Raw genomic sequence first — 23048 nt, forward strand, 5'->3', positions numbered from 1 at the left:
AGGGAAATGAGTAAAATTATCGGTATTGACCTTGGTACAACAAACTCATGTGTTGCTGTTCTTGAAGGCGGCGAACCAAAGGTTATTCCAAATCCAGAAGGAAACCGTACAACACCATCTGTAGTAGCATTTAAAAACGGCGAACGCCAAATAGGGGAAGTCGCTAAGCGTCAAGCTGTTACGAATCCGAATACCATCATGTCCATTAAACGTCATATGGGAACAGATTTCAAAGTAGAAGCAGAAGGTAAAAACTATACTCCTCAAGAAATGTCGGCAATTATCCTTCAATATTTGAAATCTTATGCTGAAGATTATCTTGGAGAGCCTGTTACAAAGGCTGTTATTACCGTACCAGCTTACTTTAATGATGCAGAACGTCAAGCAACCAAGGATGCAGGTAGAATTGCTGGATTAGAAGTAGAGCGTATTATCAATGAGCCGACAGCTGCAGCACTTGCATTCGGTCTAGATAAAACAGATCAGGACCAAACTGTTCTTGTTTATGATCTTGGCGGCGGTACTTTTGACGTATCTATCCTTGAACTTGGGGATGGCGTATTCGAAGTGAAATCAACAGCTGGTGACAATCGTCTCGGCGGCGATGACTTTGACCAAGTAATCATTGATTACTTAGTAGAACAATTCAAAAAAGAGAATGGTATTGACCTTTCTAAAGATAAAATGGCATTACAACGTTTAAAAGATGCAGCTGAAAAAGCGAAAAAGGATCTATCTGGTGTCACTTCTACACAAATTTCCTTACCGTTTATCACAGCTGGAGCAGCTGGTCCACTTCACCTTGAGGTAACGATGTCACGTGCTAAATTTGATGAGCTTTCTGCTCACCTTGTTGAGCGTACAATGGGACCAACTCGTCAAGCATTAAGTGATGCAGGCCTTACACCATCACAGCTTGATAAAGTTATTCTAGTGGGTGGGTCAACGCGTATTCCTGCTGTTCAAGAAGCAATTAAAAAAGCAACTGGGCAAGAGCCACACCGTGGAGTTAACCCAGATGAAGTAGTAGCGATGGGTGCTGCAATCCAAGGTGGCGTTATCACAGGTGATGTTAAAGATGTAGTATTACTTGACGTTACCCCACTTTCACTTGGTATTGAAACAATGGGCGGCGTATTCACAAAGTTAATTGACCGTAATACAACAATCCCGACATCAAAATCACAAGTATTCTCTACAGCTGCTGATAACCAAACAGCTGTTGATATCCACGTTCTTCAAGGGGAACGACCAATGGCGAACCTAAATAAAACATTAGGCCGCTTCCAATTATCTGATATTCCACCAGCACCACGTGGAATTCCGCAAGTTGAAGTAACATTTGATATTGATAAAAACGGTATCGTAAATGTACGTGCGAAAGATCTTGGCACAAATAAAGAACAACAAATTACTATCAAATCTTCAACTGGTCTTTCTGATGAAGAAATTCAAAAAATGGTCAGAGAAGCAGAAGAAAATGCTGAAGCTGACAAACAGCGTAAAGAAGAAGTGGAACTTCGCAATGAAGCAGACCAATTAGTCTTTACAACTGAAAAAACATTAAAAGACTTAGAAGATAAAGTAGATGCTTCCGAAGTTGCAAAAGCTAACGAAGCAAAAGATGCATTAAAAGAAGCGATCGAGAAAAACGATCTTGAAAAAATCCGTGCGAAAAAAGACGCTTTACAAGAAATTGTTCAGGCGTTAACGGTTAAGCTATATGAACAAGCGGCTCAGGCAGCACAAGGAGCACAAGGTGCAGAAGGTGGAGCAGCAGGCCCTAAAGATGACAATGTAGTAGATGCTGAATTTGAAGAAATCAAAGACGAAAAATAAAAATTTCTTTCTAGCTTATGAAAAAGTCAAAGTCAGCATCGGCTTTGGCTTTTTCTTTATTAAAGATATTTTATTGCATTCATCTTTAAATAGATGTTAGAATAATCTTTATGTGAAAGATTCGGGAGTGGTAATCATGAGTAAACGAGATTACTATGAGGTGCTTGGTGTTAGTAAGAGCGCTTCTAAGGATGAGATAAAAAAAGCATATCGAAAGCTCTCTAAACAATATCATCCAGATATTAACAAAGAGCCAGATGCTGCAGATAAATTTAAAGAAATCGCTGAAGCTTATGAGGTACTAAGCGATGATCAAAAGAAGGCACACTATGATCAATTCGGTCATACAGATCCAAATCAAGGCTTTGGAGGCGGCGCTGATTTTGGCGGCGGTTTTGGAGGATTTGAGGATATCTTCAATACTTTCTTTGGCGGGGGCGGCGGATCACGCAGACGCGATCCTAATGCCCCAAGACAAGGTGCTGACTTACAGTATACGATGACAATTACGTTTGAGGAAGCAGCATTTGGTAAAGAAACAGATATTGAAATTCCTCGTGAAGAAACATGCGGTACATGCAGCGGATCTGGTGCTAAAAAGGGTACAAAGCCTGAAACATGTCAACACTGTCATGGAACAGGACAGTTAAATATTGAACAAAATACGCCGTTTGGCAGAGTGGTTAATCGTCGTATTTGTAACCATTGTAATGGCACAGGAAAAGAAATTAAGCATAAATGTGCAACCTGTGGCGGTAGTGGTAAAGTGAAAAAACGCAAAAAAATTCATGTGAAAATTCCTGCTGGGATTGACGATGGACAACAGTTAAGAATTTCTGGACAAGGTGAGGCCGGTGTAAACGGAGGTCCATCTGGTGATCTTTATATTGTTTTCCACGTAAGAGAGCATGAGTTTTTTGAAAGAGATGGCGACGATGTTTATTGTGAAATGCCTATCACATTTGTTCAAGCATCGCTCGGCGACGAAATCGAAGTCCCAACCTTGCATGGCAAAGTAAAAGTAAAGGTCCCATCTGGTACACAGACAGGAACTAAATTCCGACTCAAAGGGAAGGGAATTCCGAATGTACGTGGATATGGTACCGGGGATCAGCACATAATCGTCCGTATTATTACACCGACTAAGTTAACGGATAAACAAAAGCAGCTTCTTCGTGAATTTGCTGAACTAAGTGGAAATTCACCAATTGGTGAACATGAAGAAGGTTTTTTCTCAAAAGTAAAACGAGCCTTTAAAGGCGAGTAAGGATTGGAGTTGGTAGAATGAAGTGGTCTGAATTTAGTATTCACACTACAAACGAAGCGATTGAACCAATATCACATATTTTACACGAGGCAGGTGCCAGTGGTGTAGTTATTGAAGATCCTTTTGAACTAACAAAGGAAAGGCAAGATCAGTTCGGGGAAATCTACCAACTCAATCCAGATGATTACCCTGAAGAAGGTGTTATCGTCAAAGCATACCTACCAGTAAACAGCTTTTTAGGTGAGACTGTGGATGCTATTAAAGAATCCATTAACAACCTGATTATTCACAATATTGATATCGGGATAAATAAAGTAACCATTAGTGAAGTGAATGAAGAAGAATGGGCTACAGCATGGAAGAAATATTATCATCCTGTTAAAATTTCAGAGAAGTTTACGATTGTTCCTACCTGGGAGATATACACGCCAGTCAGCAGTGATGAATTAATTATTGAACTGGATCCTGGGATGGCTTTTGGGACTGGAACGCATCCCACTACGGTCATGTGTATCCAAGCCTTAGAAAGAACTGTTAGACCGGGTGATAGGGTAATTGATGTTGGGACTGGCTCTGGTGTCCTCAGTATTGCTGCTGCCATGTTAGGAGCAGAAGATGTCCGTGCTTTTGATTTAGATGAAGTTGCGGTAACTTCAGCCCGGCTCAACATAAAGCTGAATAAAGTTAGTGAAAAAGTAACCACTTCGCAAAATAATCTATTAGATGGCGTAGAAGAGAATTGTGCTGACGTAGTTGTTGCCAATATTTTAGCCGAAGTTATTCTACGATTTACAGATGATGTAGCACGTGTTGTTAAACCTGGCGGGACTTTTATTGCCTCAGGAATTATTCAGCAAAAGAAAGATCAAGTTAAAGAAGGACTCATTCATTCCGGTTTTGAAATCACCGAAACTATCTTAATGGAGGATTGGGTTGCTATTATTGCTAAAAGGGTATAATGCTTAAAAAAGGGGATAATGCCCCTTTTTTCTATTTCACGCTTTTAATGAAACAATTGTTGCAGTAAAATAAAGAGTAAAATGTTTTAGAGGGGTGCATCGTGTGCAACGCTACTTTGTTAAACAACATGCAAATGAAAATAGTTTTGTGATTGATGGTGATGACCGCCACCATATTAGTAAGGTTATGCGTATGGAAATCGGGGACAAAATTATTTGTGTTGATTCAAAAGGGAATAGTGCAGTTTGTGAAATTGCAAAAATTACCGATGAACAAGTCGTTGCAGACGTTGTACAATGGAAAGATGAGAAGTCAGAGCTTCCTATTTCAATTACGATTGCCAGCGGACTTCCAAAAGGGGACAAACTTGAATGGATTATTCAAAAAGGTACAGAACTTGGTGCCCATGAATTTATTCCTTTTGCTGCCCGTCGTTCCGTCGTAAAATGGGATGAAAAAAAAGCCGGTAAAAAAGTAGAGAGATGGCAAAAAATTGCCAAAGAAGCTGCGGAGCAATCCCATCGAGGAGTTGTCCCTGAAATTAGCAGCCCAATGAATTTTAAAGCTTTGATAGAGAAAAGCAAAAGTTTTCATTATAAATTAGTTGCCTTTGAAGAGGAGAGCAGAAGTGGTGAAACATCTGTTTTTTCAGCAACATTACAAAAAATGAAACCAGGGGAATCGCTGCTTTTGGTATTTGGTCCTGAGGGTGGACTAGCTGAAGAAGAGGTTAACGTTTTACAGGAAAATAATTTTGCCCTTTGCGGCTTAGGTCCGCGAATATTAAGAACGGAAACTGCGCCACTGTATGCTTTAGCGGCGATTTCCTACCATTTTGAATTAATGAGGAGATGAATACAATGCCAACAGTCGCTTTTCATACACTTGGATGTAAAGTGAATCATTATGAGACTGAAGCTATCTGGCAATTGTTCAAGCAAGAAGGCTACGATCGAGTTGATTTTGAATCAATCTCTGATGTATATATAATCAATACGTGTACGGTAACAAATACAGGAGATAAGAAAAGCCGCCAAGTAATTCGTCGTGCGGTCCGCAAAAATCCTGATGCAGTAATTTGTGTGACAGGATGTTATGCGCAAACATCACCTGCTGAAATTATGGCAATACCTGGTGTTGATATCGTAGTTGGAACCCAGGATCGAGTAAAAATGCTTGAATATATTGAACAGTATAAGACTGAACGCCAGCCAATAAATGGTGTCGGTAATATCATGAAAAATCGTGTCTATGAAGAGCTTGATGTTCCCGCATTTACTGATCGCACACGTGCTTCATTGAAAATTCAAGAAGGTTGTAACAATTTCTGTACTTTTTGTATTATCCCGTGGGCACGTGGGTTAATGAGATCGCGTGATCCAAAGGAAGTCATTCGTCAGGCACAGCAGCTTGTGGATGCAGGTTACAAAGAAATTGTATTAACTGGGATTCATACAGGTGGATATGGCGAGGACATGAAGGATTACAACCTAGCCTTGCTGCTACGTGATTTAGAAGCTCAGGTAAAGGGGCTTGCACGTCTCCGAATTTCTTCTATTGAAGCAAGTCAAATTACGGATGAAGTAATTGAAGTAATTAAACACTCAAATATTATTGTTCGTCATTTGCATATCCCGATTCAATCAGGTTCAAATACAGTATTAAAAAGAATGCGTCGTAAATATACGATGGAATTCTTTGGCGAACGATTAGACCGTCTAAAGGAAGTGCTCCCTGGTCTAGCTGTTACATCTGACGTCATTGTTGGTTTTCCAGGTGAAACTGAAGAAGAATTTATAGAAACATATAACTTTATTAATGAACATAAATTTTCTGAACTACATGTCTTCCCATATTCTAAGCGTACAGGAACACCCGCTGCTAGAATGGAAGATCAAGTGGACGAAGAGGTTAAAAACGAGCGTGTACACCGCTTAATTGCTCTTTCTGATCAATTAGCTAAGGAATATGCATCACAATTTGAAAATGATGTATTAGAAGTAATACCAGAAGAAGAATTCAATGAAGGCATGTATGTAGGGTACACAGATAATTATTTGAAGGTGGTATTCCCTGCAACAGAAGAAATGATTGGGAAGCTTGTCAAAGTAAAAATTTCAAAAGCTGGGTATCCATACAATGAAGGGCAATTTGTCACAATTGTTGAGGATGAACCAGTAATATATGAAGTATTTACAAAAGAAGAAGCTGCCATTTAAGGACCTATTTGGTCCTTTTTTTTATATTGGTTTGGGTATTCTAATAGTAGTATCAACCTTCTTTAAAATATAGTTAGAAAAGGGGCTAAGAAAATGGCTACTACCAATGTTGCTTCAATGATTGACCACACATTGTTAAAAGCGGACGCAACAAGTCAACAAATTGAGACCCTTTGCCAAGAAGCGAAAGAGCACAAATTTTTTTCCGTTTGTGTAAATCCCACTTGGGTTAGCACTGCGAGCGATTTATTAAGTGGAAGTGACGTTAAGGTTTGTACTGTTATTGGGTTTCCACTTGGTGCGACAACCCCGGAAACCAAGGCATTTGAGACAAAAAATGCAATAGAGAATGGTGCAGATGAGGTTGACATGGTCATCAATATTGGTGCCTTGAAGGATAAAAATGATGAGTTAGTGGAAAAGGATATTCGTGCGGTTGTTGAAGCTGCAAAGGGCAAAGCATTAACGAAGGTAATCATTGAAACTAGCTTGCTAACCAATGAAGAAAAAGTTCGTGCCTGTCAGCTTGCTGTAAAGGCAGGAACAGACTTTGTTAAAACATCGACTGGGTTCTCAACAGGTGGTGCAACAGTTGAAGATATTAAGCTAATGAGAGAAAGTGTTGGACCGAATATTGGAGTTAAAGCCTCGGGAGGGGTTCGTAATACAGCAGATACCGAAAAAATGATTCAAGCGGGAGCAACGAGAATTGGCGCAAGTGCAGGAGTCGCTATACTTCAAGGATTAACTGTTACTTCCGATTACTAAAAAAGACGGCAACAGCCGTCTTTTTGTGCTTTATTTTGTTTTTCCGCCATGAACCTTCAGGATCATTTCACCAAATTTTGTTGCAAAAGGCAGGACCATGATGGATGAAACGATGTTAAATATAACACTAATATGTGCTAGCTGAATCATTTTTTCATCCGCTAACAAATGAGCATTTTCGGACAAAGCTGGGATAAAGGGAGTAAAGAGTAAAACGCCTGCTACATTGAGCCAAACGTGTGCAAAGGCAGCCAATCTTGATTCTTTCCCGCCTCCAATCGAAGCAATCATTGCCGTAATACATGTCCCGATATTGGCCCCAAACACAATCGCAATTCCTGCATCAAGATGAAGCAAACCTGCCGTTAAAAACCCCATGGTAATTCCGGTCATAGCTGTACTAGATTGAATAATGGCAGTTATAACTGCGCCAGTTAAAATGCTTAAAATGATATTGTCATTAATGGAGAGGATAAAATTATTGATAAAAGGGAGTTCAGTTAATGGGCGAGCCAAAAGCTCAAAACCTTTCATTGATGTAAAAACTGAGGCGATACCAAAGGTGACCATACCAATGCTTCTAATCTTTATAGATTTAAAAAAGGTAAGTAAGGCTCCAATAATAGCAAGTGGCACTAGAATTTTATCAAGATTGAAGGTAATTAGCTCTGTCTTAAAGGTTGTTCCGATATTTGTACCCAAAATAATTCCGATTGATTGAGGAAAGGTCATAATTTTCGCTGAAATTAGTCCAATCGTGATGACCATAACTGCTGAACTGCTCTGTAATAAGGCAGTAACAAAGGTTCCTGTCACCATACCTTTTAGTGGTGTACTAGTTAGTTTGGTCAGCCATCCTTTTAATTTATTCCCCGACAAATTAAATAATCCAAACCTAATAATGGTCATTCCAAATATAAATAATAAGATAAATAATATAAATAATACTATGTATAGCATGTCTTCACCCCCTACCTTCATTGTATGCCTGAGGGAAGGGGACATGCCAGATTTCTGACAGGTTGTTCAATAAATTGTGGATTTATGAATAAAAATATCAAAAGCTCTATTCAACTCTAGAAATACAGTTGACCTAATTTCTAGGATATATTATAATTGCAAGGTACATGGATTGAATGTAAGTGTGTTGTGTTTCGGAGGGAGGGAAAGAGAATGTCTAAAACCGTCGTTAAGAAAAACGAATCGCTTGAAGATGCTCTTCGTCGCTTCAAACGTACAGTATCAAAAACTGGTACTTTGCAAGAGGCAAGAAAGCGCGAATTCTACGAAAAGCCAAGTGTAAAGCGTAAGAAAAAGTCTGAAGCAGCAAGAAAACGTAAGTTCTAAGAGAGGGTGTAATTAATGAGTCTTCTCGAGCGTTTAAATAGTGACATGAAACAAGCGATGAAAAATAAGGAAAAAGACAAACTCATAACGATTCGGATGGTAAAAGCTTCATTGCAAAATGAAGCGATTAAGCTTGGAACAAAAGAGCTCTCCGAAGAAACTGAGTTAACTATCCTTTCTCGCGAAGTGAAGCAACGCAAAGAATCCCTCCATGAATTTGATAAAGCAGGTCGTCAAGACCTTGTTGATAAATTGCGTGCAGAATTGGCTATCGTCGAACTGTACTTACCGAAGCAGCTTTCCGAAGAAGAGTTGTCAGAAATTGTTAAAGAAACAGTCTCTGAAGTCGGTGCAAAATCAAAAGCGGATATGGGAAAAGTGATGGCTGCGATTATGCCTAAAGTAAAGGGTAAAGCAGACGGGTCACTTGTAAATAAATACGTACAACAACACCTTTCATAATTATTCTGACAACCAAGGCCGCAAGCGTAAAGCTTGCGGCTTTTCATTTTGGGAAAATTGAAACTTATTTGGAGTTTAAACGTATACATAATGTCGACATGAAGGGAGGATAAAGATGGTTGAGTTTTTAACAAACCCAGTCGTTGTAACACTGCTATTAACGATTGCAGGGACAGCTATTGTCTATGAGTTGTTTTCGTCAAAGTTTGGAATATCAGGATTTATAGGTTTATTTGCATTGCTTCTTTTCTTTTATGGACATTTTCAAGCTGGTCTTGCTGGTTTCGGAACCATTATGTTATTCGCTGTAGGAATCATGCTAATTTTCTTAGAATTTTTTCTTCCAGGGGCCATTTCAGGAACTTTAGGATTGGCAGCATTAATCGCAAGTCTCTTTATCGCAGGAGAAAATCCTTTGAATATGGGAATATCCATTTTCATCGCTATTTGTATTTCGATTGTTGTCCTATTTTTTATGATCAAGGTCTTAGGCAAAAAAATGGTCTTATTTAATCGAATGATACTATTTGATTCGGCAAAAAAAGAGGATGGGTATGTGTCGAATGTGAATCGCACAGAACTAATAGGAAAAGAAGGAATCGCATTGACAGTATTACGGCCATCCGGAACAGCAGTTATTAATAATGAAAGAATTGATGTTGTAACTGAAGGTGATTTTATTGATCAAAATTCAAAAATCACCGTAGTAAAGGTCGAAGGGGTACGTGTTGTAGTCAGAAAAATATAATGAATGACTAACTAGGAGGTAAACGCTGTGGAATTAACAAGTGGAAGTTTATTTATGATTGGTATTATCGTTGTGGCACTAATTTTTCTAGGAATCTTATTATCATTTGTTCCAGTAATGCTTTGGGTTTCTGCTCTTGCTGCAGGAGTTCGAATAAGTATCTTTACATTAGTGGGGATGAGACTTAGACGGGTTACACCGAGCAGAGTTGTCAATCCGCTTATTAAAGCACATAAGGCAGGGTTAAACGTTACAACAAATCAGCTCGAAAGTCACTACCTGGCAGGCGGGAATGTAGATAGAGTCGTGAATGCGTTAATCGCTGCACATCGTGCAAACATTGAGTTATCATTCGAACGTTGTGCCGCAATTGACCTTGCGGGGCGTGATGTCTTAGAAGCTGTGCAGATGAGTGTAAATCCAAAAGTTATCGAAACTCCATTCATCGCAGGTGTTGCCATGAACGGAATCGAGGTTAAAGCAAAAGCGAGAATTACCGTACGTGCTAATATCGACCGACTTGTCGGTGGTGCCGGTGAAGATACTGTTGTAGCACGTGTTGGCGAAGGGGTCATTTCGACGATTGGTTCCTCACTTGACCATAGTAAAGTACTCGAGAGTCCGGAACTGATTTCACAAACAGTACTAGCTAAAGGATTAGATTCTGGTACCGCTTTTGAAATTCTTTCGATTGATATTGCTGATGTTGATTTAGGAAGAAACATCGGTGCTGAGCTGCAAACGGAGCAGGCAGAAGCCGATAAGAAGATTGCTCAAGCAAAAGCAGAAGAGCGCCGTGCGATGGCTGTCGCTACAGAGCAGGAAATGAAGGCGAAAGTAGAAGAAATGAGAGCTAAGGTTGTAGAGGCTGAGGCAGAGGTACCTCTGGCTATGGCAGAAGCATTGAAATCTGGTAATATTAGTGTCATGGAGTATATGAATTATAAAAATATTTCTGCTGATACAGATATGCGCGGATCTATCGGCAAGATGACTGGTGATAAAAAGGACGACAAATAAACCACCAATTTTTCCTAAGTAAGGAGGGTGGAAATGGAAACCATACTATTTTTAATTATTGCTGGAATTCTCTCATCAATCTTTGGTAAAGCAAAGGGTAATAATAATCAAGGAAAAACAAAATCTCTTCCTACAAAAGGTTTTGCAGATTTCCGAACAAAGGTTGAACAACAAATGATGGGCATTCCAAGAAACAAAGGACAAATCTCTACAGGCCTGCCAGCAAAGAAGGAAACGAATTTGCAAAGTATGGAGGAAAAGTATCAAGAGATGAAGCAGAATCCAGTCAACTCGAAAACCCAAGTAAATCAGTTGAAGACTAGAGAAGCTGCTGCCAGAATGAAAGTGGAATCTGACGAGACTCCATTTGAAAAACCAGATGAAAAAACAATTATTAATGGGATAATTTGGGCTGAGATACTAGGTGAACCACGAGCGAAAAAGCCGTACTATCCGAGAAAAGGCTAAATAAATTATTTTAAAAGCCATTTTATCAATCGAAAAAGATGTGCTAGAACCCCCTTTCATTTCATATTATGAGATGAAAGGGGGTTCTTTTTTTATGGCAAAAAAATGGGGCCTGCGTGTCCGGAACTGGATGGCACAAAAAATGGATCTTCCTCAAGATGTCATGATGGATTTACCCCGGATTACAATGATTGGGCAAATCCATATATACATTGAGAATCATAGAGGGTTGATTACTTTTACTGATAAAGAATTGCGTCTGTTGTTAAAGCAGGGTCAATTGCAAATAAAAGGGAATTCTTTCGTGATTAAAACCATATTGCCTGAAGAGATTTTACTTGAAGGGAAAATCGATCAGGTCATTTATATAAATGAAAATCCAGGAGGAGCAAAATGAAAAACCAATGGATCGAATTTTTTTCTGGCAAAGTAACTGTAAAAGTATCGGGAAGAGGAATAGAAAGATTTTTAAATGTTCTTACTAGAAACGGACTAATGATTTGGAATGTAAAACGACATGGCACTGAAACCATTACTTTCACAATGAGTCTCAGTGATGCTTTAAAAATTAGACATTTTGCAAGAGAAAAAGAATGCTCCATTACCTTTTTAAGGAGGGCTGGGATGCCTTTTTTATTTAAACGACTATTGAAAAATAGTGGGTTTATTGGTGGAGCCATTCTTTTCCTCATGATTATTTTGGTTTTATCTAATGTCATTTGGGGGATTGAAATAAAGGGAGCTAAACCTGCAACGGAGTATCAGATTCGCAAAGAATTGGACAAGATGGGTGTGAAAATTGGTAAAGTGCAATTTTTTGTGGATAACGTAGAAGGAATACAAAGGAAATTGACTAATAATGTTGGTAACCTTACATGGGTAGGTGTGGAATTAAAGGGGACAACCTATCATCTACAAGTGGTCGAGAAGAAAGAACCTGAGAAGCCGGAACAACTTGCACCAAGGAATTTAGTTGCAAAAAAGAAGGCAGTTATTGATTCTATGTATGTTGAAACAGGACAAAAAATGGTTGATATCCATGACCATGTCGAAGCTGGGCAATTGTTAGTATCCGGTGTTATCGGAAAGGAAGGTCAAACACAGCAAGTTGCGGCCATTGGAGAGGTTTGGGGGGAAACGTGGTACAGGAGCCATGTTGAATTACCTTTAAAAACGAAATTCTTTGTATTCAACGGTCAGGAAAAACAAAAATTTTCTTTAATCTTGGGTAATCTAGAAATTCCTATATGGGGATTTGGCGAACCAGATTTTCAGGAATACGAAGCGGAAAAGAATGTGAAGAAAATCAATCTCTTAAAATGGGAGCTGCCTATTTCGATTGGAAATGAAACATTGAGAGCACGTGAAGAGACAACCCGCACGTATACGGATAAAGAAGCCGAAAAAAATGCACTTGAATTAGCGAAAAATAAAATAAAAAGTGGATTGGATGAAGAAGCTATAATAAAAGATGAAAAAATTTTACACAAAGAGTTGAAAGATGGTAAAGTTATCCTAGATATCCACTTTAAGATTATCGAAAATATTGCGGTTGGACAACCAATACCCAAGGAGACTCCTGAATGACGATAAATCTAAAAACAATAAATGTACAACTAGAAAATCCAACAGAAGCTATTGCCCTTATTGGCAATGCGGATGCAAATTTAAAAATAATTGAAGATGAACTCAAAGTATCTATAGTTACACGGGGTGAATCTGTCAGCCTTTCTGGTGATGAAGAAAGAGTAATTCTGGCCAGTCAAATTCTTGATAAACTTATTTTTGTCATTAGAAAGGGTGTAACCATAAGCCAAAGGGATGTGCTGTCAGCGATTCAAATGGCTCAAAAAGGTACCCTCGATTACTTTGACAATCTTTATGATGAGGAAATTGCAAAGAATGTAAAAGGAAAAAGTATTCGAATTAAAACGCTTGGGCAAAGACAATATATTATGGCTATTAGACAGAATGACCTTGTATTTGGAATTGGACCAGCGGGTACAGGTAAAACATATTTAGCCGTGGTAATGGCAGTAAATGCCTTGAAAAATGGACAGGTAAACAAGATTATTTTAACGAGACCTGCTGTAGAAGCTGGCGAGAGTCTTGGATTTTTACCTGGGGATTTAAAAGAAAAGGTCGATCCGTATTTACGCCCTCTCTATGATGCATTAAATGACGTTTTGGGTGCCGAACATACTCAAAGGTTAATTGAACGTGGAACGATTGAGATTGCGCCATTAGCCTACATGAGGGGACGGACATTAGATGATGCCTTCGTAATTTTAGATGAGGCCCAAAATACCACTCATGCCCAAATGAAGATGTTCCTAACAAGGCTTGGTTTCGGTTCGAAAATGGTTATAACTGGTGACCAAACGCAAATCGATTTACCTAAAGGTGCAAAGTCAGGACTAATAGATGCAGAAAAGATTTTGCTGGGTGTAAAGGGGATTTCTTTTGTTTTCTTAGAACAAAGCGATGTTGTTCGTCACCCACTTGTCGGCAGGATTGTCGAGGCATACGAAAAGAAGCCGCTGCAAAGCTAAAGGCAAGGATAAAGGGATAAACCGTATATGGTTTATCCCTTTTGCCATATAATCATAATAATTGGCTTGTAAAAATGGCCCATCTTTTATTAGAGGGTGAAACTTAAGGAAAAAACTGTTATCATTTTACATAAAGCGTGTTTACATACTTGACTACGGTTATTTCTAGTGCTTTTGGGGGGAGTTCGTTGAAAAAAATACAGCAATACTTAATTAAGATAAAAAAGCTTTTGGATTATACCTTCTTTAGAGTATTAGTGTTTGTTATTTTAGGAGTCATTTTCTTTACCTCTATGTATGGAAATGTAAAGCCTGAAAAACTTGATATAAGTCTATTAACTGTAGCTGAGAAAACAATTCGATCCCCTGCAACGGTAGAGGATAAAATGAGTACAGAAAAAAAACGTCAAGAGGCATTAGACCAAGTTCAAGACGTCTATACATTAAAAAAAGAATATTCGTCCAACCAAGTAGATTTGATTTCATCCATTTTTGATTCAGCTAAGGAAGTTAATAAAGAAATAAAGGATGAAATGAAAAAACAGATTGTGACTGATGAAAATCCGCTAGATGGACTGCAGCCAACTGTTGACGAAAAAGTAATCATGCTAAAAGAAAAATTAACAGATCGAGTAATCAAGGATTTATCAGACCGTGTTTTTACCGCATTGGTACAAGCTGGTGATGATGAATTAGCGATTGCAAAAGACTTGACGGTAACAGCCATTAATAATGTAATGAATAAGCGGATTTCAGCAGATGATGTAGAAAATGCCAAAAAAAGTCTAGAAGAAGAATTAAAATTTACGACTTTGAACAGTGACTTAAAGAATGCGGCCATAGAATTAGGCAGATATGCAGTTATTCAAAATGAGTTTTATGATCCAGAGGCTACCGAAGAGCTGCGTAAACAGACTGCAGAGTCTATTGAGCCTGTGAGAATCCTGCAGGGACAAATTATTATTGAAGAGGGTAAATTAATCCGTCAGGAAGAATTTCGACAACTAGAACTAGTAGGATTGTTGGACAACAAGCAGTCATATAAACCTTTCATTGGTTTAACTATCTTACTTTCAATTATTCTTTCGTCACTTTATTACTATTTCTATCAATTGAAGGAGCAGCCAGAAAAGAGACATACCAACCTTCTCTTGTTTGGGATTATTTTTATCCTGACGTTTTTTGTTTTGAAAATTGTCAGCATGCTTCAAATTTTCAACTATTCAGGGATTGGATATTTATTCCCTGCAGCTATGGGCGGGATGTTAATTAAGATATTGATTGATGAAAAGCTTGCGATTCTATCATCGATTATCTTTTCTATTTTTGGCAGTCTTTTATTTAATGAAGGGGTGTCGGGAACACTTAATTTTTCTGTGGGAATCTATATTTTGTTTAGCTCTCTTGCAGCTTTGCTCTTCTTAAGTGATCAAAATCAGCGCTCCAAAATTTTGCAAGCAGGTTCCTTTGCAGCAGCAGTAAATCTTTTTACCATTTGGGCACTTATGTTTTTACCTAATGGACAATTCTCAGGGTTGGAATATGGGTATTATATTTTAACAGCCATTTTTTCAGGTATCGGTTCCGCTGTTTTGACAATGGGATTATTACCATTACTTGAAACCAGCTTCGGAATTCTCTCTACAATGAAGTTAATTGAGCTTTCAAACCCTAATCATCCACTTCTGAGGAAAATCTTAATGGAAGCACCTGGGACCTATCACCATAGTGTTATGGTTGCTAATTTAGCGGACGCAGCCTGTGAAGCCATTGGAGCAAATGGACTGCTTGCAAGGGTGGGCTGTTATTACCATGATATTGGGAAAACAAAACGTCCAAACTTTTTCATAGAAAACCAGATGCACCGGGAAAACCCACATGACCGGCTGCCGCCTGATAAAAGTGCAAATATCATTATTTCACATGTTACAGATGGGGTAGCAATATTAAAAAAATACAACATGCCAAGGGAAATCATTCATATAGCTGAACAGCATCATGGGACTACTTTATTAAAATTCTTTTACCATAAGGCTGTAGGATGCGGAGACGATGTAAAGGAAGAGGAATACCGGTACCCTGGTCCAAAAGCACAAACGAAAGAATCAGCTATTGTTGGTATTGCTGACAGCGTTGAGGCTGCAGTTAGATCACTTAACCAGCCTACCCCTGAAACAATTGAATCACTTGTTAAGAAGATTGTTTCAGATCGGCTGCAGGATGGGCAATTAAATGAATGTGATTTAACATTAAAAGAATTAGAAACAGTGTCGCACTCTTTTTGTGAAACGTTAAAGGGAATTTTCCACTCGAGAATTGAATATCCAGAAATGACGAAGAAGGTGGTCCAAGTATGAACAAATTGATGATTGATTTAGTGGACGAAACAAATCAACTGTCTGACGAGCAACTGGAACAAATTGAAAAACTGCTAAATTTTGCAGCTGCTAAAGAAAATGTTGAAGATAATAGTGAGGTTTCAGTTACATTTGTATCCAATGAAAGAATACACGAAATTAATCGGGAATTCAGAGAGAAAGATGCTCCCACGGATGTTATTTCCTTCGCTATGGAAGAGCTTGGTGAGGGAGAAATTCAATTGAAAGGGGCAGAGCTCCCTCGTGTCTTGGGTGATATCATCATTTCTATACCAAAGGCAGAAGAACAAGCAAAGGAATATGGGCATTCTTTTATTCGCGAACTAGGCTTTTTATCTGTACATGGTTTCCTCCATCTCCTGGGGTATGATCACATGGAAAAGGCAGAGGAAGAAAAAATGTTTTCGAGACAAAGGGAAATTTTAGACGACTATGGACTTACAAGATAAACAGTTTACTATATGGAAGTCATTTCATTTTGCCTTTACTGGGATAAAGACAGCTCTTCAGACAGAAAGAAATATGCGCATCCATTTATTGGTTTCGATAATTGTAATTGGGTGTTCAATCTTCTTTTCAATCAATAAATGGGAATGGTTATTTGTCATTGTAGCAATAGGTGGAATTTTCTCCTTAGAATTGATGAATAGTGCGATTGAGCGTGTTGTTGATTTAATTACAGTGGAGTACCACCCGCTTGCAAAACAAGCAAAAGATTTAGCTGCCGGAGCGGTTTTTATTTATGCTGTTATTGTGGTTGTAATTGGGATTATAATCTTTTTACCCTATTTTATTAGATGGTTATTCTGATGTTATTTGAAATGGAATTACGAATTCGGTACAATAACGTAACAGCTCTAACCTGCTATGGGTAAATTAGCTGATTTTTATGAAAATTCAAATTTTTATATTACTTTTTCGCAACAAGTGATGATTTTGTGACATTTTTAGGGTAAAATAAAGTAAGTGGCAGATAATTACTGCTCCGAAGGGAAGATTGAACTTTGAACACCGAGAAATTAATTGAAGAATCAAAGAAAGCAAGAGAAAAAGCCTATGTTCCTTACTCTAATTTTCAGGTAGGAGCTGCACTTTTAACAACAGATGGAAAAGTATATCATGGATGCAATATTGAAAATGCCGCTTATAGCATGTGCAATTGCGCTGAACGTACTGCATTATTTAAAGCCTATTCTGAAGGTGATCGAGACTTTAAAATGCTTGCAGTTGTCGCTGACACAGATCGACCATGCTCGCCATGTGGGGCATGTCGACAGGTAATTTCGGAACTTTGCCCAAGTGACATGAAGGTTGTACTTACCAACTTAAAAGGTGATATTTTAGAACTTACTGTAGCCGAGTTACTTCCAGGTGCCTTTTCTCCGGAGGATTTACATGCTTAGTAATAAAACACAAGGTTATAAATCAGGATTTATTTCAATTATTGGACGTCCAAATGTTGGGAAGTCAACATTTCTAAACCGGGTTATTGGTCAGAAAATTGCTATTATGAGTGATAAACCACAGACAACTCGAAACAAAATTCAGGGTGTACTTACCTTAGATGATACGCAAATGGTCTTTATTGACACACCAGGGATTCATAAGCCAAAACATAAACTTGGCGATTTTATGATGAAGGTTGCACAAAACACATTAAAAGAAGTTGATTTAATCCTATTTATGGTAAATGCTGAGGAAGGGTTTGGCCGGGGGGAAGAATTTATTCTTGAAAAGTTCGAAACCATCAACACACCAATCTTCCTTGTTATAAATAAAATCGATCAGATACACCCAGATGAATTGTTGCCACTAATCGAATCATATAAAGAAAAGTATCCTTTTAAAGAAATTGTTCCTATTTCAGCACTTGAAGGAAATAATGTGGAACGTTTATTAGAACAAATTAAGGTTTATTTACCTGAAGGACCGCAGTATTATCCGGCAGATCAGGTTACCGATCACCCAGAAAGATTTATTATCACGGAATTAATCCGAGAGAAAGCGCTGCACTTAACACGTGAAGAAATTCCTCATTCCCTTGCTGTTGTTCTAGATAAGATGGAACGACAACATGGAGGGAAGGATATTATTCATGTTATGGCTACTGTTATTGTCGAGAGAGATTCTCAAAAGGGCATCATAATTGGGAAACAAGGAAGTATGCTTAAGGAAATAGGGAAACGTGCCCGAGTCGATATTGAAAATCTTTTAGGGTCAAAAGTTTTCTTGGAGCTTTGGGTTAAAGTTCAAAAAGATTGGCGTAATAAAATGTCCCAGCTTCGCGATTATGGCTTTAACGAAGATGAATATTAATACGAACTATCTAAACCCTAACTAAAATATTAACTATTATATAAAATTATGCATGGACAACATTAACAAAATTTTCGTCTTATGATTTTTGCGTAGGCAGGCTATGATAATTGTAAGGTTTGGGATTTTTTAAAAGGCTAGTCTAAATCATGAAAGGTGGGGTTTTCGATGATGGATTTTACGTGGAAAGTATTCCTACAGACAGGTAATATTGACACATATCTTCTCTTTAAAGAGCTTGAGAAGGAAAACCAAGAAATACCCGGAAATCAGAATGAAGATCTAGCGCAAATGGATTTTCCCGTTTCATAAGTTTGTCTAATGTATCGGGATGGTGACATATATGCTCCAAAAGTGTGAAGGCATCGTCATTAGAACTACAGATTATGGTGAAACCAATAAAATTATTACACTATATACAAGGGAATGGGGAAAGATTGGTATTATGGCAAGAGGTGCCAAAAAGCCAAACAGCCGTCTTTCCTCAATTACCCAGCTATTTACGCACGGATACTTTCTAGTCCAAAGAGGGACTGGATTAGGGACCGTTCAACAGGGAGAAATGATTACTAGCTTTCGGAGTATCGGGGAAGATATATTCTTAACTGCCTATGCTAGTTATATTGTCGAATTAACAGATAAGTGTACGGAGGATAAGAAACCAAACCCATTTCATTTCGAACTGCTGTTTCAGACACTTAATTATATGAATGAAGGGTATGATTCAGATATTCTGATGAATATCTACGAGATGAAAATGCTTGAATTATTGGGATTATATCCAACTCTTAATCAATGTTCCGTTTGCGGCAGCACAGACGGACTTTTTTCTTTTTCCATTCGTGAAGGCGGCTTTATCTGTCATCGCTGCTTAGATAAAGATCCGTACCATTATAAATTATCGCCATCATCTGTAAAATTATTACGGCAATTTTATTTTATTGATTTATCAAGATTGGGGAACATCTCAGTTAAGCAGGAAACAAAGGATGAATTGAAAAAAATTATTTCTGCGTACTATGAAGAATATTCTGGTCTTTATCTAAAATCAAAGAAATTTCTTCTGTCAATGGAAAAATTCCGAAATCAATTCTAGTACTTATTGACATTTATTTCGGATTTCGATATCATGTGTCTTAATAATAAATAGTTGCAATGATGGAAAAGAGTACTTAGCAATCTTTATAAAAGCGAACCTAGGATGGTGTGAGCTAGGGTATAGGGACCTAAGGAAGGCGTTCTTGAGCATATCATGTGTGAACTCACACATTAAAGAGGCTGCTTATAACATGCAGCAAATAGGGTGGAACCGCGGGTAACTCTCGTCCCTATGCTTATTTTAAGCATAGCGACGAGAGTTTTTTATTTTATTTAGGAGGAGTAATGAAAATGAAAGTATCAATGGAGCAGATCGTTTCTCACGCAAAACATAGAGGTTTTATTTTTCCTGGATCAGAAATCTACGGTGGTCTGGCAAATACATGGGATTATGGTCCACTTGGGGTAGAATTTAAAAACAATATTAAACAAGCTTGGTGGAAGAAATTTGTTCAAGAATCCCCATACAATGTTGGTTTGGATGCAAGCATTTTAATGAACCCAAGAACTTGGGAGGCTTCTGGTCACATTGGTAACTTTAACGATCCAATGATTGATTGTAAAAACTGTAAGGCGAGACATCGTGCCGATAAGTTGATTGAAAACGCTCTTGATGAAAAGGGAGTCGAGATGATCGTTGATGGACTTCCATTTGATAAAATGGAAGATCTTGTTAAAGAACATAATATTGCGTGCCCTGATTGCGGTAGCCATGATTTTACAGGTATTCGCCAATTTAACCTCATGTTTAAAACCTTTCAAGGGGTAACTGAATCTAGCACGAATGAAATTTTCCTTCGTCCTGAAACAGCACAAGGAATCTTCGTTAATTTTAAAAATGTTCAGCGTACGATGAGAAAGAAATTACCGTTTGGGATTGCGCAAATCGGAAAAAGCTTCCGAAATGAAATCACGCCTGGTAACTTTACTTTCCGTACTCGTGAGTTTGAACAAATGGAGCTTGAGTTTTTCTGTAAACCTGGTGAGGACTTGAAATGGTTTGATTATTGGAAGAACTTTGCAGAACAATGGCTTCATTCTTTAGGATTGAATAAGGAAAATTTAAGACTTCGTGATCATTCAGAAGATGAACTATCACATTATAGTAATGCGACTACCGATTTTGAATATAAATTCCCATTTGGCTGGGGAGAACTTTGGGGTGTGGCTTCACGGACAGATTATGACTTAAAGCAGCATATGCAATTCTCTGGTGAAGACTTTAACTATATTGATCCAGAGACAAATGAAAGATATGTTCCTTATTGCATTGAGCCATCTCTAGGTGCGGACAGGGTAACCTTAGCATTTTTAATTGATGCCTATGACGAAGAACAGCTCGAAGATGGAACGTCAAGAACGGTAATGCACTTCCACCCGGCACTGGCACCTTTTAAGGCAGCTATTCTTCCATTGTCAAAGAAACTATCTGAAGAAGCCAGAGAAGTCTATGAAACATTAGCTAAGCATTTCTCCGTTGACTATGACGAAGCAGGTTCAATCGGAAAAAGATACCGCAGACATGACGAAATTGGTACGCCATTCTGTATCACCTTTGATTTTGATTCAAAAGAAGACAAAATGGTAACCATCAGAAACCGAGACACAATGGAACAAACCCGAGTACCAATCGCAGAACTAGTCACATTCATCCAGGATAAGATTATGTTTTAACTTTTAAAATTTTGATGGTGCGGTTTATACCGCACCTCACATATTGGATTATATATGGTGGTGAGAAAAATAGAACTGACCAAACGCCAAGAAACTATTATTCAAATTGTAAAGGATAATGGACCGATTACTGGGGAAAACATTGCAGAACAGCTAAACCTAACAAGAGCCACATTAAGACCAGATTTATCCATATTAACAATGGCTGGATACTTAGACGCAAGACCTCGTGTAGGTTACTTTTATACAGGGAAATCTGGAACTCAGCTATTAGCGGAAAACCTCCAGAAAATACTTGTCCGAGATTTTAATTCAATCCCTGTTATAGTAAAGGAAAATGTTTCGGTTTATGATGCGATTTGTACAATGTTCCTTGAGGATGTGGGAACATTATTTGTTGTAGACCAAAACGCTCTCTTAGTTGGGGTTTTATCAAGAAAAGATTTGCTTAGAGCCAGTATCGGTAAACAGGAGCTTACAACACTGCCAATAAACATCATTATGACTAGAATGCCTAATATAACAATGTGTGAAATGGATGACTCATTAATTGATGTCGCTAAATTACTCATCGATAAACAAATTGATGCGCTACCGGTTGTAAGACAGTCAGAAAATGGGTATGAAGTAATTGGCAGAATAACAAAAACTAATATCACAAAGGCATTTGTTGCCCTAGGTGATGAATAAAATTTTTAGGCCGGATGTAGAAAAATATTAAAGTATTTCCAGAGGAGCTGTTGAGGAAGAATGATTACACCAGTCATATATGTAGTATCTGATTCAGTGGGGGAAACAGCTGAATTAGTTACAAAAGCAGCAATCAGCCAGTTTAATGGATCAGGAATGACATTGAAGCGATTCCCTTATGTGGAGGACAAGGAACATATTGATGAAGTAATTTCTCTAGTTTCAATGGATCACGCTATGATTGCATTTACTCTTGTAAAACCTGATATGAGGGTTTATATGAATGAAAAAGCGGACGAAGCGGGAATTTACGCTGTTGACTTAATGGGACCAATCATGGATCAAATTCAAATTTTTAGTGGGAAAACCCCTCTATGTGAACCCGGACTCGTAAGAAAACTTGATGAAGATTATTTTAAAAAAGTAGAAGCTATTGAGTTTGCTGTGAAATATGATGATGGCAGAGATCCAAGGGGAATATTAAAAGCGGATATTGTCCTAATTGGGGTATCTAGAACGTCAAAAACTCCTTTGTCTCAATACTTAGCTTTAAAACGATTAAAAGTTGCCAATGTACCCTTAGTTCCAGAAGTAGACCCTCCAGATGAGTTATACAAAGTACCAGCTGAAAAATGTTTTGGATTAAAAATCAGCCCGCAAAAACTAAATAATATTAGGCGTGAACGGTTACTCTCACTAGGATTAAATGATCAGGCAAGCTATGCAAATATTGAACGAATTCGTGATGAATTAACCTTCTTTGAAAAGATAGTGAATAGAATAAATTGTCCAGTTATTGATGTTACCAATAAAGCTGTAGAAGAAACTGCAAATGTTATTCTTAATTACTTTCATAAAAGAAGATCCTAGCACATAATCTTAGATTATGTGTTTTTCATATAAGGCTAAAAAAGTATGGAAATATAGAAAAGAATGTACTATAATAAAAAATTGTGATAAAAATGAATCTTTTAGGTTTAGACTTGCACGTATACGAATAAACTATTTATTGTTAGATGTCAAGGGAACCTAATGAAAAAAATTCGACATAAGTCTTTTATAGGCTATTCAAATCACAGATTTATGAAATTTTGCATGTGTAAGTACAACTACCCTCCTAAAAGCGCCTTAAGGCTTGCAAATGGTGAGTGTATGTAAAAAAAGTTAGCATCTTAAAGAAGGAATTTGCTGAGAGATGTAGAATTATTACTTATACAAAAGCTATTTCAACTAAATTTGTCG

25 protein-coding genes and 1 other annotated feature are annotated in these 23048 nt (G+C 37.9%); of the genes, 24 read left to right on the top strand and 1 reads right to left on the bottom strand.

Annotated elements, in window-relative coordinates; genetic code table 11:
• Positions 1-6 precede the first annotated feature (6 nt).
• The 6 genes from dnaK (at position 7) to deoC (ending at position 7053) form a co-directional block, all read left to right on the top strand.
• On the top strand, positions 7-1839 hold the full coding sequence (gene dnaK / locus M3189_RS13860; protein ID WP_251634653.1) for a molecular chaperone DnaK: 1833 nt from the start codon (positions 7-9) through the stop codon (positions 1837-1839).
• A gap of 136 nt (positions 1840-1975) precedes the next feature.
• Positions 1976-3106: a molecular chaperone DnaJ gene (gene dnaJ / locus M3189_RS13865; RefSeq protein ID WP_251634654.1), complete on the top strand. Its 1131-nt coding sequence runs from the start codon at positions 1976-1978 to the stop codon at positions 3104-3106.
• Between the two features lie 17 nt (positions 3107-3123).
• Complete coding sequence (gene prmA, locus M3189_RS13870) at positions 3124-4065, top strand: 50S ribosomal protein L11 methyltransferase (RefSeq protein ID WP_251634655.1); 942 nt, start codon at positions 3124-3126, stop codon at positions 4063-4065.
• Between the two features lie 103 nt (positions 4066-4168).
• Positions 4169-4921 (top strand): 16S rRNA (uracil(1498)-N(3))-methyltransferase, encoded by a 753-nt coding sequence (locus tag M3189_RS13875; protein WP_251634656.1) that lies wholly within the window; start codon positions 4169-4171, stop codon positions 4919-4921.
• A gap of 5 nt (positions 4922-4926) precedes the next feature.
• Positions 4927-6285, top strand: a complete 1359-nt coding sequence (gene mtaB / locus M3189_RS13880; protein ID WP_251634657.1) for a tRNA (N(6)-L-threonylcarbamoyladenosine(37)-C(2))-methylthiotransferase MtaB — start codon at positions 4927-4929, stop codon at positions 6283-6285.
• Between the two features lie 93 nt (positions 6286-6378).
• Complete coding sequence (gene deoC, locus M3189_RS13885; RefSeq protein ID WP_251634658.1) at positions 6379-7053, top strand: deoxyribose-phosphate aldolase; 675 nt, start codon at positions 6379-6381, stop codon at positions 7051-7053.
• Positions 7054-7083: 30 nt separating this feature from the next.
• Here the strand turns inward: deoC and M3189_RS13890 are convergent, their stop codons facing one another.
• On the bottom strand, positions 7084-8013 hold the full coding sequence (locus tag M3189_RS13890; protein ID WP_251634659.1) for a Na/Pi symporter: 930 nt from the start codon (positions 8011-8013) through the stop codon (positions 7084-7086).
• 213 nt (positions 8014-8226) lie between these two features.
• Between M3189_RS13890 and rpsU the strand changes: the two genes are divergently transcribed.
• From rpsU to M3189_RS13980, 18 genes are all read left to right on the top strand, one after another.
• A complete protein-coding gene (gene rpsU / locus M3189_RS13895) occupies positions 8227-8400 on the top strand; it encodes a 30S ribosomal protein S21 (protein WP_075686208.1) in 174 nt (57 codons plus the stop codon).
• 15 nt (positions 8401-8415) lie between these two features.
• Positions 8416-8862 carry a GatB/YqeY domain-containing protein gene (locus M3189_RS13900; RefSeq protein ID WP_251634660.1) on the top strand — a complete coding sequence of 149 codons (447 nt, stop codon included), beginning with the start codon at positions 8416-8418 and terminating at the stop codon, positions 8860-8862.
• Positions 8863-8977: 115 nt separating this feature from the next.
• Positions 8978-9610, top strand: coding sequence for an NfeD family protein (locus M3189_RS13905; protein WP_251634661.1), 633 nt, complete (start codon positions 8978-8980; stop codon positions 9608-9610).
• Between the two features lie 54 nt (positions 9611-9664).
• Positions 9665-10630 (top strand): flotillin-like protein FloA, encoded by a 966-nt coding sequence (gene floA, locus M3189_RS13910; protein WP_133367663.1) that lies wholly within the window; start codon positions 9665-9667, stop codon positions 10628-10630.
• Positions 10631-10663: 33 nt separating this feature from the next.
• A complete protein-coding gene (locus M3189_RS13915) occupies positions 10664-11098 on the top strand; it encodes a hypothetical protein (RefSeq protein ID WP_251634662.1) in 435 nt (144 codons plus the stop codon).
• A gap of 94 nt (positions 11099-11192) precedes the next feature.
• A complete protein-coding gene (yqfC, locus tag M3189_RS13920) occupies positions 11193-11495 on the top strand; it encodes a sporulation protein YqfC (RefSeq protein ID WP_251634663.1) in 303 nt (100 codons plus the stop codon).
• Positions 11492-12685: a sporulation protein YqfD gene (gene yqfD / locus M3189_RS13925; protein WP_251634664.1), complete on the top strand. Its 1194-nt coding sequence runs from the start codon at positions 11492-11494 to the stop codon at positions 12683-12685. The genes yqfC and yqfD overlap by 4 nt, the downstream gene beginning before the upstream one ends.
• Positions 12682-13650, top strand: a complete 969-nt coding sequence (locus tag M3189_RS13930; protein ID WP_251634665.1) for a PhoH family protein — start codon at positions 12682-12684, stop codon at positions 13648-13650. Before yqfD ends, M3189_RS13930 begins: the two co-directional genes overlap by 4 nt.
• A 188-nt stretch (positions 13651-13838) precedes the next feature.
• Positions 13839-16007 carry an HD family phosphohydrolase gene (locus M3189_RS13935; protein ID WP_251634666.1) on the top strand — a complete coding sequence of 723 codons (2169 nt, stop codon included), beginning with the start codon at positions 13839-13841 and terminating at the stop codon, positions 16005-16007.
• Entirely contained in the window at positions 16004-16477 is a 474-nt protein-coding gene (ybeY, locus tag M3189_RS13940; RefSeq protein WP_251634667.1) for an rRNA maturation RNase YbeY, read from the top strand. The genes M3189_RS13935 and ybeY overlap by 4 nt, the downstream gene beginning before the upstream one ends.
• Positions 16461-16838, top strand: a complete 378-nt coding sequence (locus M3189_RS13945) for a diacylglycerol kinase family protein (protein ID WP_251634668.1) — start codon at positions 16461-16463, stop codon at positions 16836-16838. The genes ybeY and M3189_RS13945 overlap by 17 nt, the downstream gene beginning before the upstream one ends.
• A 194-nt stretch (positions 16839-17032) precedes the next feature.
• Positions 17033-17431 (top strand): cytidine deaminase, encoded by a 399-nt coding sequence (locus tag M3189_RS13950; protein WP_251634669.1) that lies wholly within the window; start codon positions 17033-17035, stop codon positions 17429-17431.
• A complete protein-coding gene (gene era / locus M3189_RS13955) occupies positions 17424-18344 on the top strand; it encodes a GTPase Era (RefSeq protein ID WP_251634670.1) in 921 nt (306 codons plus the stop codon). Before M3189_RS13950 ends, era begins: the two co-directional genes overlap by 8 nt.
• A 168-nt stretch (positions 18345-18512) precedes the next feature.
• The gene (locus M3189_RS13960; RefSeq protein WP_075686228.1) at positions 18513-18656 is read left to right on the top strand and encodes a YqzL family protein; all 144 of its coding nucleotides are present in this window, start codon (positions 18513-18515) and stop codon (positions 18654-18656) included.
• 31 nt (positions 18657-18687) lie between these two features.
• Positions 18688-19440: a DNA repair protein RecO gene (recO, locus tag M3189_RS13965; protein WP_251634673.1), complete on the top strand. Its 753-nt coding sequence runs from the start codon at positions 18688-18690 to the stop codon at positions 19438-19440.
• A gap of 50 nt (positions 19441-19490) precedes the next feature.
• Positions 19491-19677, top strand: a binding site (T-box leader).
• A 56-nt stretch (positions 19678-19733) separates the two neighbouring features.
• The gene (locus M3189_RS13970) at positions 19734-21116 is read left to right on the top strand and encodes a glycine--tRNA ligase (protein WP_251634787.1); all 1383 of its coding nucleotides are present in this window, start codon (positions 19734-19736) and stop codon (positions 21114-21116) included.
• 54 nt (positions 21117-21170) lie between these two features.
• A complete protein-coding gene (locus M3189_RS13975; protein WP_285889644.1) occupies positions 21171-21806 on the top strand; it encodes a helix-turn-helix transcriptional regulator in 636 nt (211 codons plus the stop codon).
• Positions 21807-21866: 60 nt separating this feature from the next.
• Positions 21867-22676 (top strand): pyruvate, water dikinase regulatory protein, encoded by an 810-nt coding sequence (locus M3189_RS13980; RefSeq protein ID WP_251634674.1) that lies wholly within the window; start codon positions 21867-21869, stop codon positions 22674-22676.
• The last annotated feature ends 372 nt before the right edge of the window (positions 22677-23048 follow it).

This window comes from Neobacillus niacini (assembly GCF_023715415.1).
Classification (GTDB): domain Bacteria; phylum Bacillota; class Bacilli; order Bacillales; family Cytobacillaceae; genus Neobacillus; species Neobacillus niacini_C.